This window comes from Bacillus sp. 275 (assembly GCF_001999205.1).
In the GTDB taxonomy this organism is placed as follows: Bacteria; Bacillota; Bacilli; order Bacillales; family Bacillaceae; genus Bacillus; species Bacillus velezensis.
In genome coordinates this window covers 3,277,455-3,290,250 of the sequence record NZ_CP019626.1, presented here as the reverse complement: position 1 = coordinate 3,290,250, position 12,796 = coordinate 3,277,455, and the positions used below count along the sequence as shown (strand labels likewise).

Here is a 12,796-nt window from a genome sequence, read left to right as displayed (position 1 = left end):
ACGCTCCCCCTTATGAATCAAGCAGCTTTGACAGTTTCTTGAGCGCCTCAGCCCTGTGGCTGATTTTGTTTTTCTGAGCGCTTGTCAGCTGGGCCATGGTTTTATCTTTATCTTTTACAATAAAAATGGGATCATAGCCGAACCCGTTATCCCCCTCGGGTCCTTCCGCAATATACCCTTCAACATGACCTTCGACCGTTTTTGTTTCCTGCCCCGGCATGCTGACGGCAAGGGCGCAGCGGAAACGGGCCGTACGCTGCTCTTTTTCGATGCCTTTTAATTCTGACAGCACCTTGTCCATATTCGCCTTATCATCTTTTGCTTCTCCGGCATAACGGGCTGAATAAACGCCCGGTCTGCCTCCAAGGTTGTCCACCGATAAACCGGAGTCGTCTGCAATGACCATTTTGTTTACGGCTTTTGCCACGGCTTCCGCTTTTAAGATGGCGTTTTCTTCAAAGGTATGTCCGGTTTCCTCAATTTCTTCCGTAAATCCGATTTCCGCCAAAGAAGAGACGCTGTAGCCTTTCGGTTCGAGTATTTCCTTGAATTCTTTCACTTTTCCCTGATTGTGTGTCGCAATAATGGCTTCTTTCACGGTGATCAGGCCTCTCTTTCTTATTTCAGTTCAGGCAATGTTTCTCCCAGCACTTCTTTTTGCTTTTGAATAAGCGTCTGGATTCCTTTTTCGGCAAGGCTTAACAGTCCGTTTAAATCTTCACGGGAGAATGTGGCTTCTTCGCCCGTCCCTTGAAGCTCTACAAAACGTCCGCTTCCCGTCATGATGATATTCATGTCGACTTCAGCCGCCGAATCCTCTTCATAATTCAGATCCAAAAGAAGGCCTTCTTCTTTATCCATCCCGACAGAAATGGCCGCGAGATAATCTGTCACAGGAGAGGTTTTGATAACGCCGCTTTTTACTAGTTTGCCGATCGCAATGGCCATTGCCAAGAAGGCGCCGGTAATGGAAGCCGTTCTTGTTCCGCCGTCAGCTTGAATGACGTCACAGTCGATCCAGATCGTCCGTTCGCCGAGCTTCTCCAAATCAACGACGGCCCGGAGCGCGCGCCCGATCAGCCGCTGAATTTCCATCGTTCTGCCGGAGACCTTTCCTTTTGAAGATTCTCTTATCGTTCTTTGATTCGTCGCGCGGGGAAGCATGCTGTATTCCGCTGTGATCCAGCCTTTTCCTCCGCCGCGTAAAAATGGCGGCACCCGGTCTTCCACAGATGCATTACAGATGACCTTCGTATTTCCCGCTGTAATTAAAACAGAGCCTTCCGGGTGAGTGATAAAATCCAAATCAAATGTGATAGGGCGCAACTCATCGTGCTGTCTTCCGTCGTGTCTCATATTTTACCTCCGATTATATGTACATAAACCTTTTGTTCCGGATTGCGAATAAAGAAAGAGGCAGCCGGAACGCTAACCTCTTTTTTATTAGTATATCAAAAATCGCAAATTAAAAACTACCCGTATTCACTTGTGACGGCCTCGAAACAGGTTTTGAAAGGGATTCTCCTTTTTCATTCACCAGTTCTGATTTTCCGTTTACTTTTATAGAAACACTTTTAATTGACGGCTGTTCGGTTAACGTGAGAACGATGCTGTCCAGTACGCCCGATGATACCATTTTTGTTTTTTCGTCGGCGCTTCCGTAAATGGAGCTGTTAAAGTCCAGTGTAACCTGGCCGTCTTTCACTTTCGGCTTGCTGAGAAGCTTAACATCGTTATTAAAGTCCGTCAAAAGCCCGCTTGCTTTGCCCGGTCCGTCGGTGAGCTGTTCAACGGCAGCGGTGATGTCATTTGTTTCCGAATTGTCAATCCGCTTTGTGACAGGTACGTAGTATTCGCTTGTCTCTGTTTCCGCCAGATAATAGACAGTCAGCGGATGGGTGTCTGTCAGATCATTCACTCCGGCCGTTTCAATATTAATCCCGTCTTTTCTGCTTAAGTCGCCCGTAATCGGCGTACCGCCCACAGGCATTTCTTTCAGTTCGTGCCCGTTGATTCTGATTTTGACTTTATCTATTGAGCTGAATTGGGTAAGCGTCCATGTAATCGATTGCAGGATTTTTTGTTCGTCTTCTTTTTTATAGTTTTTAAATTCCTTCGAAAAATCAGCGACGGCAGTGCCGTCTTTTTTAATATCGACATTTACCGTCGTATCCGCAGGGAGCACCGCTCTGAAGCCGTTCGGCAGGATTTCTGACACAGGCCCTCCCTGAACCAAATACTCAAGGGCCTGCTTTGCGGTTCCCTCACTGTTCGGAAGAGGCAGTGTCTGTGCTGCGACATAGCCGTTTTTATCAATCAGATACAGCTCTCTCATGACTGTATTGGCCGGCTGGTCGGCTTTAGAAGTGCCGTTTTTCTCTGACTGCTTTGGTTTTGCCTGAATTCCCGCTTCATCCTTTACATATGAAATGTCTTGAGGCGGGTCAATTTCCCCGGCTGTTTTATCGGATTGAAACAAACCGCATCCAGATAACACAAAAGCCGAAGTAAGACATGTTGCAGCAATGACTGCAGGTCCTTTTTTCAGCATACTTTTCCCTCCTAAGGCTGTTTGTACTATGATGTATACGAGCCCTGTCCGGGAAATAGACCGGGAAGCGCAAAAAAACCCGCCGTAAACAGCGGGTTTTTTGATTTATTTTCTGACCGGCTCTTGAAGGGAGATGCACTCGACATGGCCGATTTCGTGGCCGAACCAGTCTTCGGCAATTTTTGCGAAGCCGTTCCGCTCTCCCGTTGTAAGAAATTGATGCTCCGGTGCATGTTTCGATTGGTTTAACAAACCTTTATAAGACAAGATGGTGCTCACTTCTCTCGCCGTCTCGTCTCCGGAGGAAATGATTTTCACATGCTCTCCCATATAGTTCTGAATCGGATCCTTTAAAATCGGATAATGCGTACATCCTAAAATCAAGGTGTCAATTGATGTACCTTTTAAAGGCTCAAGCGATGCTTCAACCGCTTCCTCCGCTGATTCCTGAAGAAACCGTCCGCTTTCCACAAACGGCACGAGCAGCGGACAAGCCGTGTTCTCAACTTGAAGTTCTGCGTTTAACCCGAGCAGCGCCTGCTCATATGCTCTGCTTTTAATGGTATTGACCGTACCGATGACGCCGATATGCTGGTTTTTCGTGACCTTTATCGCCGTTCTCGCACCCGGCTGAATGACGCCGACAACCGGAATATCCGTTTTGCGCTGAATATCCTCCAAGGCAATGGCCGTGGCCGTATTGCAGGCGATCACGAGCATTTTGATATGGTGGTTTTCCAGCAGGTAATCGGTCATTTCCCACGTGTATTGAAGAACTTCTTCTTCAGGACGCGGGCCGTACGGGCAGCGTTTTGTATCTCCCACATAGATGATATTTTCCTTCGGTAGCTGTCTCATGATTTCCTTAGCAACGGTTAACCCGCCAACCCCGGAATCAATGACTCCTATCGGCTGTTCCAACAAAATCGCCTCATTTTCTTTTCATTTCATGCTGCAGTTTCAATAATGATTTTTCGAAAGCGGCTGTTTCTTCTTCGGAAAATGTCGCAAACATATCCCGCAAATAAGCCTGTCTTTTCAAAATCACTTCTTGGATAATGCGCTCTCCTTCAGCGAGAAGATGAATTCTGACGACCCGTCTGTCAGCCGGGTCTTTCACCCGCTCGACAAGCTTATTTTTTTCCATGCGGTCTATCAGATCCGTCGTCGTGCTGCAAGCCAAATACATTTTGCCTGATAATTCGCCTATTGTCATATCCCCCAATTCATAAAGCCATTGAAGCCCCACGAATTGCGGCGGTGTAATTGCATATTGGTTAAGGATTTCTCTTCCTTTTTGTTTAATGATCGCAGCGATATGGCGGAGTGATTTTTCGATATCCGCAACATGCTCTACAGATTTTGATGTCATTTGTCCATCCCTCACTCAAGGATCTTTCTGGGCTATGCGCTCCGTGTCTATTTTCCTTCTTTTTTTAAGAAAATGCAAGACTGACAGAGAAAAAGGAAAAACCGGGATTTTCACCGCATGCCCATCAGCCCGGGCGCCAACGCAAATAACCGGCTCCTTCTCGAAAAGAAGGAAAACCGGCAAGAATCAGAGCTCTAGCTCACCCATTCTAAGAAGCTCGACAACAGCTTGCGAACGCCCTTTCACACCTAACTTCTGCATGGCATTTGAAATGTGATTCCGTACAGTTTTTTCACTGATAAATAGCTCGCTTGCAATTTCCTTTGTTGTCTTGTCTTGAACGAGCAATTCGAATACTTCTCTTTCTCTTTTGGTCAGCAGCGGCTTTGATTGAAAATCTTTCTCCTTCAAGTATTGTAACCCTCCTTGCTAAGGTGAGAGCGAATCTGAAACGAATGGGTTTATATAGTCAAGATATCATATGTAAAGGGCGCTTCGGAGGTGACGTCTCTTAGAGAAATAGTTATCCGTTCAGGCGAGCAGAATGCCTTTCTCCCGCTCCGTCCAGCTGACCGCTTTGCCGCTTTTCTTCGACACTTGAACCATAACGACGGAACCTGTAAAGCACGGCAGGCCCGACTCATTTTCTCCAAGGTAATGAAGGGTGACGGACGCATTTCCGGCAGCGCTCGCTTTCACATAAATCCGCAGATTTTCATACGGCATCACCTGACGCATATAGTCGCACTGCTGGCTTGCGACGACCGTCATCGTTTCCGAGTTTTGCGCCGTTATGCCTCGCTGTTTGAAATAAGCGATCCGTGCTTCTTCAAAATAGATGAAAGGGGTTACATTATTCATATGGCCGAACATATCCGTTTCTGAAAAACGAACCGATACTTCAGTAAAGAAAGAAAACGACTGTCTCCATTCTTCAAACGGGATATCAATATATTGCGGTTGTTTCATCACCTTCAGCTCCTTATAAAAAAACCTCTCCCGTGCGCGGAAGAGGCTCTTTTTCTCTTTCTTATACTCTGTCGCTTCCGAAGAAATTACGGAATGCTTGTAAATTGGTATCTCTGTTCAAAGCGGCGATTGAAGTCGTAAGCGGAATGCCTTTCGGGCAGGATTGAACACAGTTTTGTGAATTCCCGCAATCTCCGAGGCCGCCGTCTGTCATTAACGCTTCTAAACGTTCTGCTTTGTTCATCGCGCCCGTCGGATGGGCGTTAAACAGACGCACTTGCGACATCGGGGCAGGCCCCATGAATTTCGACTTGCTGTTGACGTTCGGGCAGGCTTCGAGGCAGACGCCGCATGTCATGCATTTAGACAGTTCATATGCCCACTGGCGGCGTTTTTCCGGCATTCTCGGCCCCGGCCCCAAATCGTAAGTTCCGTCAATCGGCACCCATGCTTTCACTTTTTTCAGTGAATCAAACATTCTGCTGCGGTCAACCTGAAGGTCACGGACAACCGGGAATGTTTTCATCGGTTTCAGACGGATCGGCTGTTCCAGCTTATCAATCAGCGCCGTACATGACTGGCGCGGTCTCCCGTTGATGACCATGGAGCAGGCGCCGCATACTTCTTCAAGACAGTTCATGTCCCATGCGACCGGAGTGGTTTTCTCTCCTTTTGCATTCACGGGATTTCTGCGGATTTCCATCAGGGCAGAAATCACGTTCAGATTCGGGCGGTAATTGATTTCGAATTCTTCATCGTATGGCGCGCTTTCGGGCGTATCCTGACGTGTAATGATAAACCGTATCTTTTTCTCACTCATGATTATTTCGCCACCTTCTTCTTCGAGTAGTCGCGTTTACGGGGCGCAATCAGTGATACATCGACATCCTGATATTCAAATTCCGGAGCTTCAAACGGACCGGCATGTTTCGCCATCGTCGTTTTGAGCCACTCATCGTCATTTCTTTCAGGGAAATCCGGTTTATAGTGCGCTCCCCGGCTTTCGTTTCGGTTATATGCGCCGAGCGTGATGACTCTGGCAAGCTGAAGCATATTGGAGAATTGGCGGGTGAACATCGCGCCTTGGTTGCTCCATTTTGTCGTATCGTTGATATTGATTTTCTTAAAGCGTTCCATCAGCTCTTGGATTTTGTCATCCGTTTTCAAAAGCTTGTCATTGTGGCGGACCACCGTGACGTTGGCCGTCATCCATTCTCCGAGCTCACGGTGAAGCACGTAGGCATTTTCGTCGCCGTCCATCTTCATGATATCGGCCCATTTTTCTTCTTCTTTTTTCACATAGGAATCAAATAATGAAGAAGACAGGTCTTCCGCTGATGTTTCAAGTCCGGAAACATATTTCACCGCATTCGGTCCGGCCACCATTCCTCCGTAGATGGCGGAAAGCAGAGAGTTCGCCCCTAAACGGTTTCCTCCGTGCATTGAATAATCACATTCTCCCGCTGCGAACAGTCCGCGGATGCTTGTCATCTGATCATAATCAACCCACAGTCCGCCCATTGAATAGTGAACGGCAGGGAAAATTTTCATCGGAAGCTTGCGCGGGTCATCGCCCATGAATTTTTCATAGATTTCGATAATGCCGCCAAGCTTAACATCAAGCTCTTTCGGATCTTTGTGCGACAGATCGAGATACACCATGTTTTCTCCGTTGATGCCGAGTTTTTGATTCACGCACACGTCAAAGATTTCACGTGTCGCAATATCCCGCGGCACGAGGTTTCCGTAAGCCGGATATTTTTCCTCAAGGAAGTACCAAGGTTTTCCGTCTTTGTACGTCCAGACTCTTCCGCCCTCGCCGCGCGCCGATTCACTCATCAGACGCAGTTTATCGTCCCCCGGGATTGCTGTCGGGTGAATTTGGATAAATTCGCCGTTTGCATAATAAGCTCCCTGCTGATAAACGATTGATGCGGCAGATCCCGTGTTGATCATGCTGTTTGTTGATTTGCCGAATACGATTCCGGGACCTCCCGTCGCCATAATAACGGCGTCAGAACGGAATGACTCGATTTGCATATTGGTCAGATTTTGGGCTACGATACCGCGGCACGTGCGCTCATCGTCAAGAACGGCGCCGAGGAATTCCCAGCCTTCGTATTTTGTGACGAGACCCGCCACTTCATATCTGCGCACCTGCTCGTCCAGTGCGTAAAGAAGCTGCTGACCCGTCGTCGCTCCCGCGTATGCGGTTCTGTGATGCTGTGTACCCCCGAAACGGCGGAAGTCCAAGAGCCCTTCCGGCGTTCTGTTAAACATAACCCCCATGCGGTCCAATAAGTGGATAATGGACGGCGCCGCTTCACACATCGCTTTTACAGGAGGCTGGTTTGCCAAAAAGTCGCCTCCGTATACCGTGTCATCAAAATGCTCAAACGGAGAGTCTCCTTCCCCTTTTGTGTTGACAGCTCCGTTTATCCCGCCCTGCGCGCAGACCGAGTGAGAGCGTTTGACCGGAACGATGGAAAACAATTTAACGGCCGTGCCTGATTCCGCTGCTTTAATTGTCGCCATGAGGCCGGCAAGACCCCCGCCGACTACGATAATGCTTGATTGACTCATGATAGCCCCTCTCCCTCTAGTAATCTAGTTCTCTTACACAAACGCAAAAATCGCTTTTAAACCTACGTATGAAAGCGCTAAAAATATAATCAGCGTCACGTAAGTCGAAATTCTTTGAGAACGCGGCGTGACCGTGATCCCCCATGTGACCGCAAAAGACCATAAGCCGTTTGAAAAGTGGAAAATGACCGATAAAACGCCTACAATGTAAAAACCGAGCATAAACGGCGAGCTCAAAATATTCGCCATCATATCGAAGTTGACTTCAGCGCCCATCTGCGCGGCAATCCGCGTCTGCCACACATGCCAGCTGACGAAAATAAGGGTGAGAATACCAGTGACACGCTGAAGCACAAACATCCAGTTTCTGAAATAACTGTAGTGGCCAGCGTTGTTTTTCGCAGTAAATGCTATGTACACACCGTAAACCGCATGATAAATTAAAGGTAAGAAAATAATAAAAATTTCTAACGCATACCTGAACGGCAGACTGTCCATAAAGCCGGCCGCCTTGTTAAACGCATCCGCTCCCCTTGCGGCAAATTGGTTGACGACTAAATGCTGGATCAAAAAGATGCCGACCGGAATAACACCGAGCAAGGAATGCAATCTTCGAAAATAAAACTCTCTGTTCCCAGACATTACTTTACCCCCTGTTTGATTTAAGTGCGAAATGTACTAAAATCTCTGCCCCCACTTCGTTTCAATTGTAAGCACTTTATTAAAATTTATTGACAATTTCATTTTACTCCTCCCTCAAAAGGGCGTCAAGAAAACGTGTACATAAATTATAATTTTCGGAATTGATTATCTGGAGGGAAAATTTTATTTTCCTGCGATATCTTTCTCACATTTTTTCGCGTGTTTTATAGGATCATCCTGTAATCCTCCCCCCTGTTTAAGCTATAATAAACGAAGGAGAGAGGGGAATACATAATATGAAGAATAATTATGAAGCAGCTTTAGAACCTTTAACTGAACTCGACGTCAGCGCATACGGCTACGAATTAATCCGGGAAATCGTGCTTCCGGATATCCTCGGCCCGGAGCATTCATCGATGATGTATTGGGCGGGAAAACGCCTCGCCCGCAAATTTCCTCTTCAATCGTGGGAAGAAATCCCCGCCTTTTTTGAAAAAGCCGGCTGGGGAACTTTGACAAACGCAGGATCGAAAAAACAAGAACTGGAATTTGAACTGGAAGGACCGCTCGTATCCAGCAGGCTCAAACATCAGAAAGAGCCTTGTTTTCAGCTTGAAGCCGGTTTTATAGCCGAACAGATTCAATTGATGAACGATCAGATTGCAGAATCTTATGAACAGGTAAAAAAGAGAGCGGATAAAGTCGTCCTGACCGTAAAATGGGATATGAAGGACCCTGTATAATTGAAAAAAGGCGGTGACTCCAAGTCCCGCCTTTTTGCCTGCCCGTTTATACGGCAGACGGCTGTTTAGAAAGCTCAAACGCATCATGAAGCGCTTCGACCGCTTTCACCATATCATTTTCGCTGACAACCGCTGATACTTTTATTTCAGATGTGCTTACCATTTTGACTTGTACATTTTTTTCCGCCAGTACGGCAAACATGTCCGCGGCGACGCCGGGATTTGAAACCATGCCCGACCCGACAATGGAGACTTTCGCCAGTTTTCTTTCGGTTTCAATTTTTTCATAGTCAAGCGCGTTTTTATATTCTTCAAGCACGGCGACCGTTTGCGCAGCATCTTCCGTTTTCACTGAGAAAGAAATATCCGCTTCCCCATCGTCCGACTGTGTCTGAATAATAATGTCAACGTTGATGTTTCGTTTTGCCAGCGCGGTGAAGATTGTTGAAAGTGTTGTCAATCCGCTTGCAAGGCCCGTAACGGACACCCTCGTGATCTGGTCTTCAAATGCAATTCCTCTGACGATTAAATTCTGCTCCATTGATGATTCCTCCTCAATTAATGTTCCCGCTTCATGTTCCGTACTTGACCGCACTTCTAAAGGCACTTGGTAGTTTTTCGCGAACTCAACCGCCCGCGGGTGAAGAACACCCGCTCCCAGATTTGCAAGCTCCAGCATTTCATCATAAGAAATTCCCGCCAGTTTTCTCGCTGACCGGACATACCGCGGATCTGTCGTAAATACGCCCGGAACATCTGTATAAATGTCGCATTTATCCGCTTCCAGCGCTGCGGCAAGAGCGACCGCCGTCGTATCGGAACCGCCCCGTCCGAGCGTCGTGATGCCGCCGTCTTCCGTTACGCCCTGAAAACCGGCAACGACTGTAATCCTGCCTTCTGCAAGCTGCGAACGAATCGCCGTGATATCAATATCCGTAATTCTCGCATTGCCGTGAACGGCTTCCGTGCGGACACCCGCCTGCCAGCCCGTATAAGAGACGGCGTCATATCCTTTTTCCTGAAGCGCCATGGCCAAAAGCGAAATCGTGACCTGCTCTCCCGTAGACAAAAGCATATCCATCTCGCGTCTGCTTGGTTCAGATGTGATTTCACCCGCGAGGTTAACGAGCGCGTCGGTTGATTTTCCCATTGCCGAAACGACGACTACGACGTCATGGCCTTTTTGCTTTTCAGCAATGGCGCGATTTGCGGCATTTTGAATTTTTTCGGCAGAGCCGACGGAAGTGCCTCCGAATTTTTGTACGATAAGACCCATACTAGACCACCCTTTACATTTTGGTTCGTGCGGGTGAGGAGAAAAGAGCGTTTTGTCCACAATAAAAAAAGCAATGAGAGGAATAGCTCTCATTGCTTTTTCATATCATTACGATTGATTATGAACAACGAGATAGCCCTCCAAGAAAATGAATTCTTGACAGCCTTACATTTATTTAATGCAAGGCCAGCGAATCACACCGATGGGATGTGATACACTTCGGCGACGCTCCCCTTTCAGCCTTTTTCGCAGAATCCATCATTCTCCAAAGGCTTACTATTGAAGTTCGCACCTCTATCTTCACCATATAACACGATCTTATGAAATTAGTTCACATTCTAGCAGATTTTTCAGAAAAGCACAATACTATTTTTTTAATTTTTCAAACAGCAGCTGGGCCGCCGCGGCCGGCACACCCGCTTTTTTGATATCGTCAAGGCTTGCTTCCTTCATCTTTTTGACAGATCCGAAATGTTTTAAGAGCATTTTTTTGCGTTTTTCGCCGATTCCGGGGATATCATCCAGAACGGATTGAAAGGCGCTTTTTCCCCGGATCTGTCTGTGAAAGCTGATCGCAAAACGGTGAACTTCGTCCTGAATGCGCTGAAGCAGGTAAAACTCTTGGCTGTTTCGCTCCAGAAACACCGGTTCAAGCGGGTCGCCGATCAAAAGGTTGGATGTCCGGTGTTTATCATCTTTCGCCAATCCCGCTACCGGGACATCAAGGCCGAGCTCATTCTCGAGCACGTCGCGCGCCGCGTTAATCTGCCCTTTTCCGCCGTCAATGATGATTAAATCCGGCAGCGGAAGATTTTCGCGAAGCACCCTCGTGTACCTTCTTCTGACGACTTCCCTCATTGAGCCGTAATCATCCGGCCCTGTTACGGTTTTAATTTTATATTTGCGGTATTCCTTTTTATTCGGTTTTCCGTCAATAAAGACAATCATGGCCGATACGGGGTTTGTGCCTTGAATATTGGAGTTGTCAAACGCTTCAATCCGATGCGGCGTATAAATATTCAGCGCTTCGCCGAGCCGTTCGGCTGCACCGATTGACCGTTCCTCATCCCGCTCGATTAACGAGAATTTTTCCCGCAGGGCGATTTTCGCATTTTTGTGCGCAAGCAAAAGCAGCTCTTTTTTCGGGCCTTTTTTCGGCTGATGGACGGCGGTTTCCAACAGCTCGGTGATCATGTCCCTGTCAACGCTGTCAGGCACCAGAATTTCCTTAGGCAGAAAGTGATTGTTTTTAGAGTAGAACTGGCCGATGAAGGTCAGAAATTCTTCATCCGCTTCCTGATACATCGGAAACATGCTGACGTCACGTTCGATCAGTTTTCCTTGGCGTATGAAAAAGACTTGGACGCACATCCAGCCTTTATCGTAGGCATATGCAAACACATCGCGGTCCAGAAGGTCATTCATGGTCATTTTTTGCTTCTCCATCGTCGATTCGATGTGAGCAAGCTGGTCGCGGAATTCTTTAGCCCGTTCAAATTCAAGCTTTTCCGCCGCTTCTGACATTTTCGCTTCGAGCTCTTTTTTGATTTCGTTATGCCCTCCCTTTAAAAAACGGGTGATGTCTTCAACAATCTCGCGGTTTGTCTCCTCAGATATATCCTTTACACATGGGGCGAGGCATTGTCCGAGATGATAATAGAGACAGACGCGGTCCGGAAGCTTTGAGCATTTCCTGAGCGGGTAAAGGCGGTCCAGCAGTTTTTTCGTTTCCCGCGCCGCCTGCACATTCGGATACGGGCCGAAATAGCGTCCTTTGTCTTTTTTGACATTCCGGGTGACAATCAGCCGCGGATGGCGTTCATGGGTGATTTTAATAAAGGGATAGGTTTTATCATCTTTCAGCATGACATTGTATTTCGGATCGTATTTTTTAATCAGATTCATTTCCAAAATAAGCGCTTCAAGATTGGAGGAAGTCACGATATATTCAAAGTCCTCAATCTCCGTCACAAGCCGTTGGGTTTTTGCGTCGTGAGAACCGGTGAAATAAGATCGCACCCTGTTTTTCAAGACTTTCGCTTTCCCCACGTAGATGACTGTTTTTTGACGGTCTTTCATTAAATAACAGCCCGGCTGATCGGGAAGGAGGGCCAGTTTTTCTTTCAGTTGTTTATTCATACGTTACCCTTCCTTACATTCATTTCTCGTGTCCATTCAGTGTATCACGAACATTTGTTTTTCTCCATTCTCAGCTTTTGGAAGATCAAAAAAGGCGATTCCCTTCAAAGGAATCGCCCTGCCGTAACGAAAGCTTTCGGCTTACAGATGTTTGTTTACAAGCTCTTCAAGAGCTTCTTTCGGTTTGAAACCGACAGATGTTTCAACGACTTCTCCGTCTTTCAATACGAGAAGTGTCGGGATGCTCATGACGCCGTATTTACCGGCAGTTTCTTGGTTTTCATCCACGTCGATTTTAACGATTTTCAGTTTGTCTCCCATTTCTTGATCAAGCTCTTCAAGAACGGGCGCGATCATTTTACAAGGTCCGCACCAAGGAGCCCAGAAATCAGCCAATACGACACCTTCACTTGTTTCAGCTGAGAACGATTGATCAGTTGCTTTTACGATAGCCATTTGTTATTCCTCCAATTGTCAAATGATGATTTTTAGTATAGCATCTCCCATTCGTTCATGCTAAT

General features: G+C 47.1%; 14 protein-coding genes and 1 riboswitch. Of the genes, 1 reads left to right on the top strand and 13 read right to left on the bottom strand.

Annotated elements, in window-relative coordinates:
- Positions 1-10: 10 nt before the first annotated feature.
- The 10 genes from BZ167_RS16205 to sdhC form a co-directional block, all read right to left on the bottom strand.
- Positions 11-607, bottom strand: a complete 597-nt coding sequence (locus BZ167_RS16205; RefSeq protein WP_088056439.1) for an XTP/dITP diphosphatase — start codon at positions 605-607, stop codon at positions 11-13.
- A gap of 11 nt (positions 608-618) precedes the next feature.
- Positions 619-1,356 carry a ribonuclease PH gene (gene rph / locus BZ167_RS16200; protein ID WP_007612934.1) on the bottom strand — a complete coding sequence of 246 codons (738 nt, stop codon included), beginning with the start codon at positions 1,354-1,356 and terminating at the stop codon, positions 619-621.
- 109 nt (positions 1,357-1,465) lie between these two features.
- Positions 1,466-2,551: a GerMN domain-containing protein gene (locus BZ167_RS16195; RefSeq protein WP_039254321.1), complete on the bottom strand. Its 1,086-nt coding sequence runs from the start codon at positions 2,549-2,551 to the stop codon at positions 1,466-1,468.
- A gap of 105 nt (positions 2,552-2,656) precedes the next feature.
- Complete coding sequence (gene racE, locus BZ167_RS16190) at positions 2,657-3,475, bottom strand: glutamate racemase (protein WP_012118125.1); 819 nt, start codon at positions 3,473-3,475, stop codon at positions 2,657-2,659.
- Positions 3,476-3,482: 7 nt separating this feature from the next.
- Positions 3,483-3,923, bottom strand: coding sequence for a MarR family winged helix-turn-helix transcriptional regulator (locus tag BZ167_RS16185; protein ID WP_003152580.1), 441 nt, complete (start codon positions 3,921-3,923; stop codon positions 3,483-3,485).
- Positions 3,924-4,109: 186 nt separating this feature from the next.
- Positions 4,110-4,334 carry a spore germination transcription factor GerE gene (gene gerE, locus BZ167_RS16180; protein WP_003152579.1) on the bottom strand — a complete coding sequence of 75 codons (225 nt, stop codon included), beginning with the start codon at positions 4,332-4,334 and terminating at the stop codon, positions 4,110-4,112.
- A 120-nt stretch (positions 4,335-4,454) separates the two neighbouring features.
- Positions 4,455-4,892 (bottom strand): acyl-CoA thioesterase, encoded by a 438-nt coding sequence (locus BZ167_RS16175; protein ID WP_012118126.1) that lies wholly within the window; start codon positions 4,890-4,892, stop codon positions 4,455-4,457.
- A 61-nt stretch (positions 4,893-4,953) separates the two neighbouring features.
- Entirely contained in the window at positions 4,954-5,712 is a 759-nt protein-coding gene (gene sdhB / locus BZ167_RS16170; protein ID WP_003152575.1) for a succinate dehydrogenase iron-sulfur subunit, read from the bottom strand.
- A 2-nt stretch (positions 5,713-5,714) separates the two neighbouring features.
- Entirely contained in the window at positions 5,715-7,475 is a 1,761-nt protein-coding gene (sdhA, locus tag BZ167_RS16165) for a succinate dehydrogenase flavoprotein subunit (protein ID WP_003152573.1), read from the bottom strand.
- 33 nt (positions 7,476-7,508) lie between these two features.
- The gene (gene sdhC / locus BZ167_RS16160) at positions 7,509-8,117 is read right to left on the bottom strand and encodes a succinate dehydrogenase cytochrome B558 (RefSeq protein ID WP_003152571.1); all 609 of its coding nucleotides are present in this window, start codon (positions 8,115-8,117) and stop codon (positions 7,509-7,511) included.
- Positions 8,118-8,413: 296 nt separating this feature from the next.
- Here sdhC and BZ167_RS16155 point away from each other — a divergent pair, with 296 nt between their 5' ends.
- Positions 8,414-8,860 carry a YslB family protein gene (locus BZ167_RS16155; protein ID WP_007612940.1) on the top strand — a complete coding sequence of 149 codons (447 nt, stop codon included), beginning with the start codon at positions 8,414-8,416 and terminating at the stop codon, positions 8,858-8,860.
- A gap of 46 nt (positions 8,861-8,906) precedes the next feature.
- Here the strand turns inward: BZ167_RS16155 and BZ167_RS16150 are convergent, their stop codons facing one another.
- From BZ167_RS16150 to trxA, 3 genes are all read right to left on the bottom strand, one after another.
- Positions 8,907-10,136, bottom strand: coding sequence for an aspartate kinase (locus tag BZ167_RS16150; RefSeq protein WP_015417947.1), 1,230 nt, complete (start codon positions 10,134-10,136; stop codon positions 8,907-8,909).
- 125 nt (positions 10,137-10,261) lie between these two features.
- Positions 10,262-10,441: riboswitch (Lysine riboswitch) on the bottom strand.
- Between the two features lie 61 nt (positions 10,442-10,502).
- The gene (uvrC, locus tag BZ167_RS16140) at positions 10,503-12,275 is read right to left on the bottom strand and encodes an excinuclease ABC subunit UvrC (RefSeq protein ID WP_040237872.1); all 1,773 of its coding nucleotides are present in this window, start codon (positions 12,273-12,275) and stop codon (positions 10,503-10,505) included.
- 141 nt (positions 12,276-12,416) lie between these two features.
- Complete coding sequence (trxA, locus tag BZ167_RS16135; protein WP_003152560.1) at positions 12,417-12,731, bottom strand: thioredoxin; 315 nt, start codon at positions 12,729-12,731, stop codon at positions 12,417-12,419.
- Positions 12,732-12,796: the final 65 nt, after the last annotated feature.

Coding starts and splice junctions, on each gene's coding strand:
- sdhB (WP_003152575.1), bottom strand. CDS start 5,712: ATGAGTGAGAAAAAGATACGGTTTATCATTACACGTCAGGATACGCCC.
- trxA (WP_003152560.1), bottom strand. CDS start 12,731: ATGGCTATCGTAAAAGCAACTGATCAATCGTTCTCAGCTGAAACAAGT.
- uvrC (WP_040237872.1), bottom strand. CDS start 12,275: ATGAATAAACAACTGAAAGAAAAACTGGCCCTCCTTCCCGATCAGCCG.
- BZ167_RS16155 (WP_007612940.1), top strand. CDS start 8,414: ATGAAGAATAATTATGAAGCAGCTTTAGAACCTTTAACTGAACTCGAC.
- rph (WP_007612934.1), bottom strand. CDS start 1,356: ATGAGACACGACGGAAGACAGCACGATGAGTTGCGCCCTATCACATTT.
- BZ167_RS16195 (WP_039254321.1), bottom strand. CDS start 2,551: ATGCTGAAAAAAGGACCTGCAGTCATTGCTGCAACATGTCTTACTTCG.
- BZ167_RS16185 (WP_003152580.1), bottom strand. CDS start 3,923: ATGACATCAAAATCTGTAGAGCATGTTGCGGATATCGAAAAATCACTC.
- BZ167_RS16175 (WP_012118126.1), bottom strand. CDS start 4,892: ATGAAACAACCGCAATATATTGATATCCCGTTTGAAGAATGGAGACAG.
- sdhC (WP_003152571.1), bottom strand. CDS start 8,117: ATGTCTGGGAACAGAGAGTTTTATTTTCGAAGATTGCATTCCTTGCTC.
- BZ167_RS16150 (WP_015417947.1), bottom strand. CDS start 10,136: ATGGGTCTTATCGTACAAAAATTCGGAGGCACTTCCGTCGGCTCTGCC.
- sdhA (WP_003152573.1), bottom strand. CDS start 7,475: ATGAGTCAATCAAGCATTATCGTAGTCGGCGGGGGTCTTGCCGGCCTC.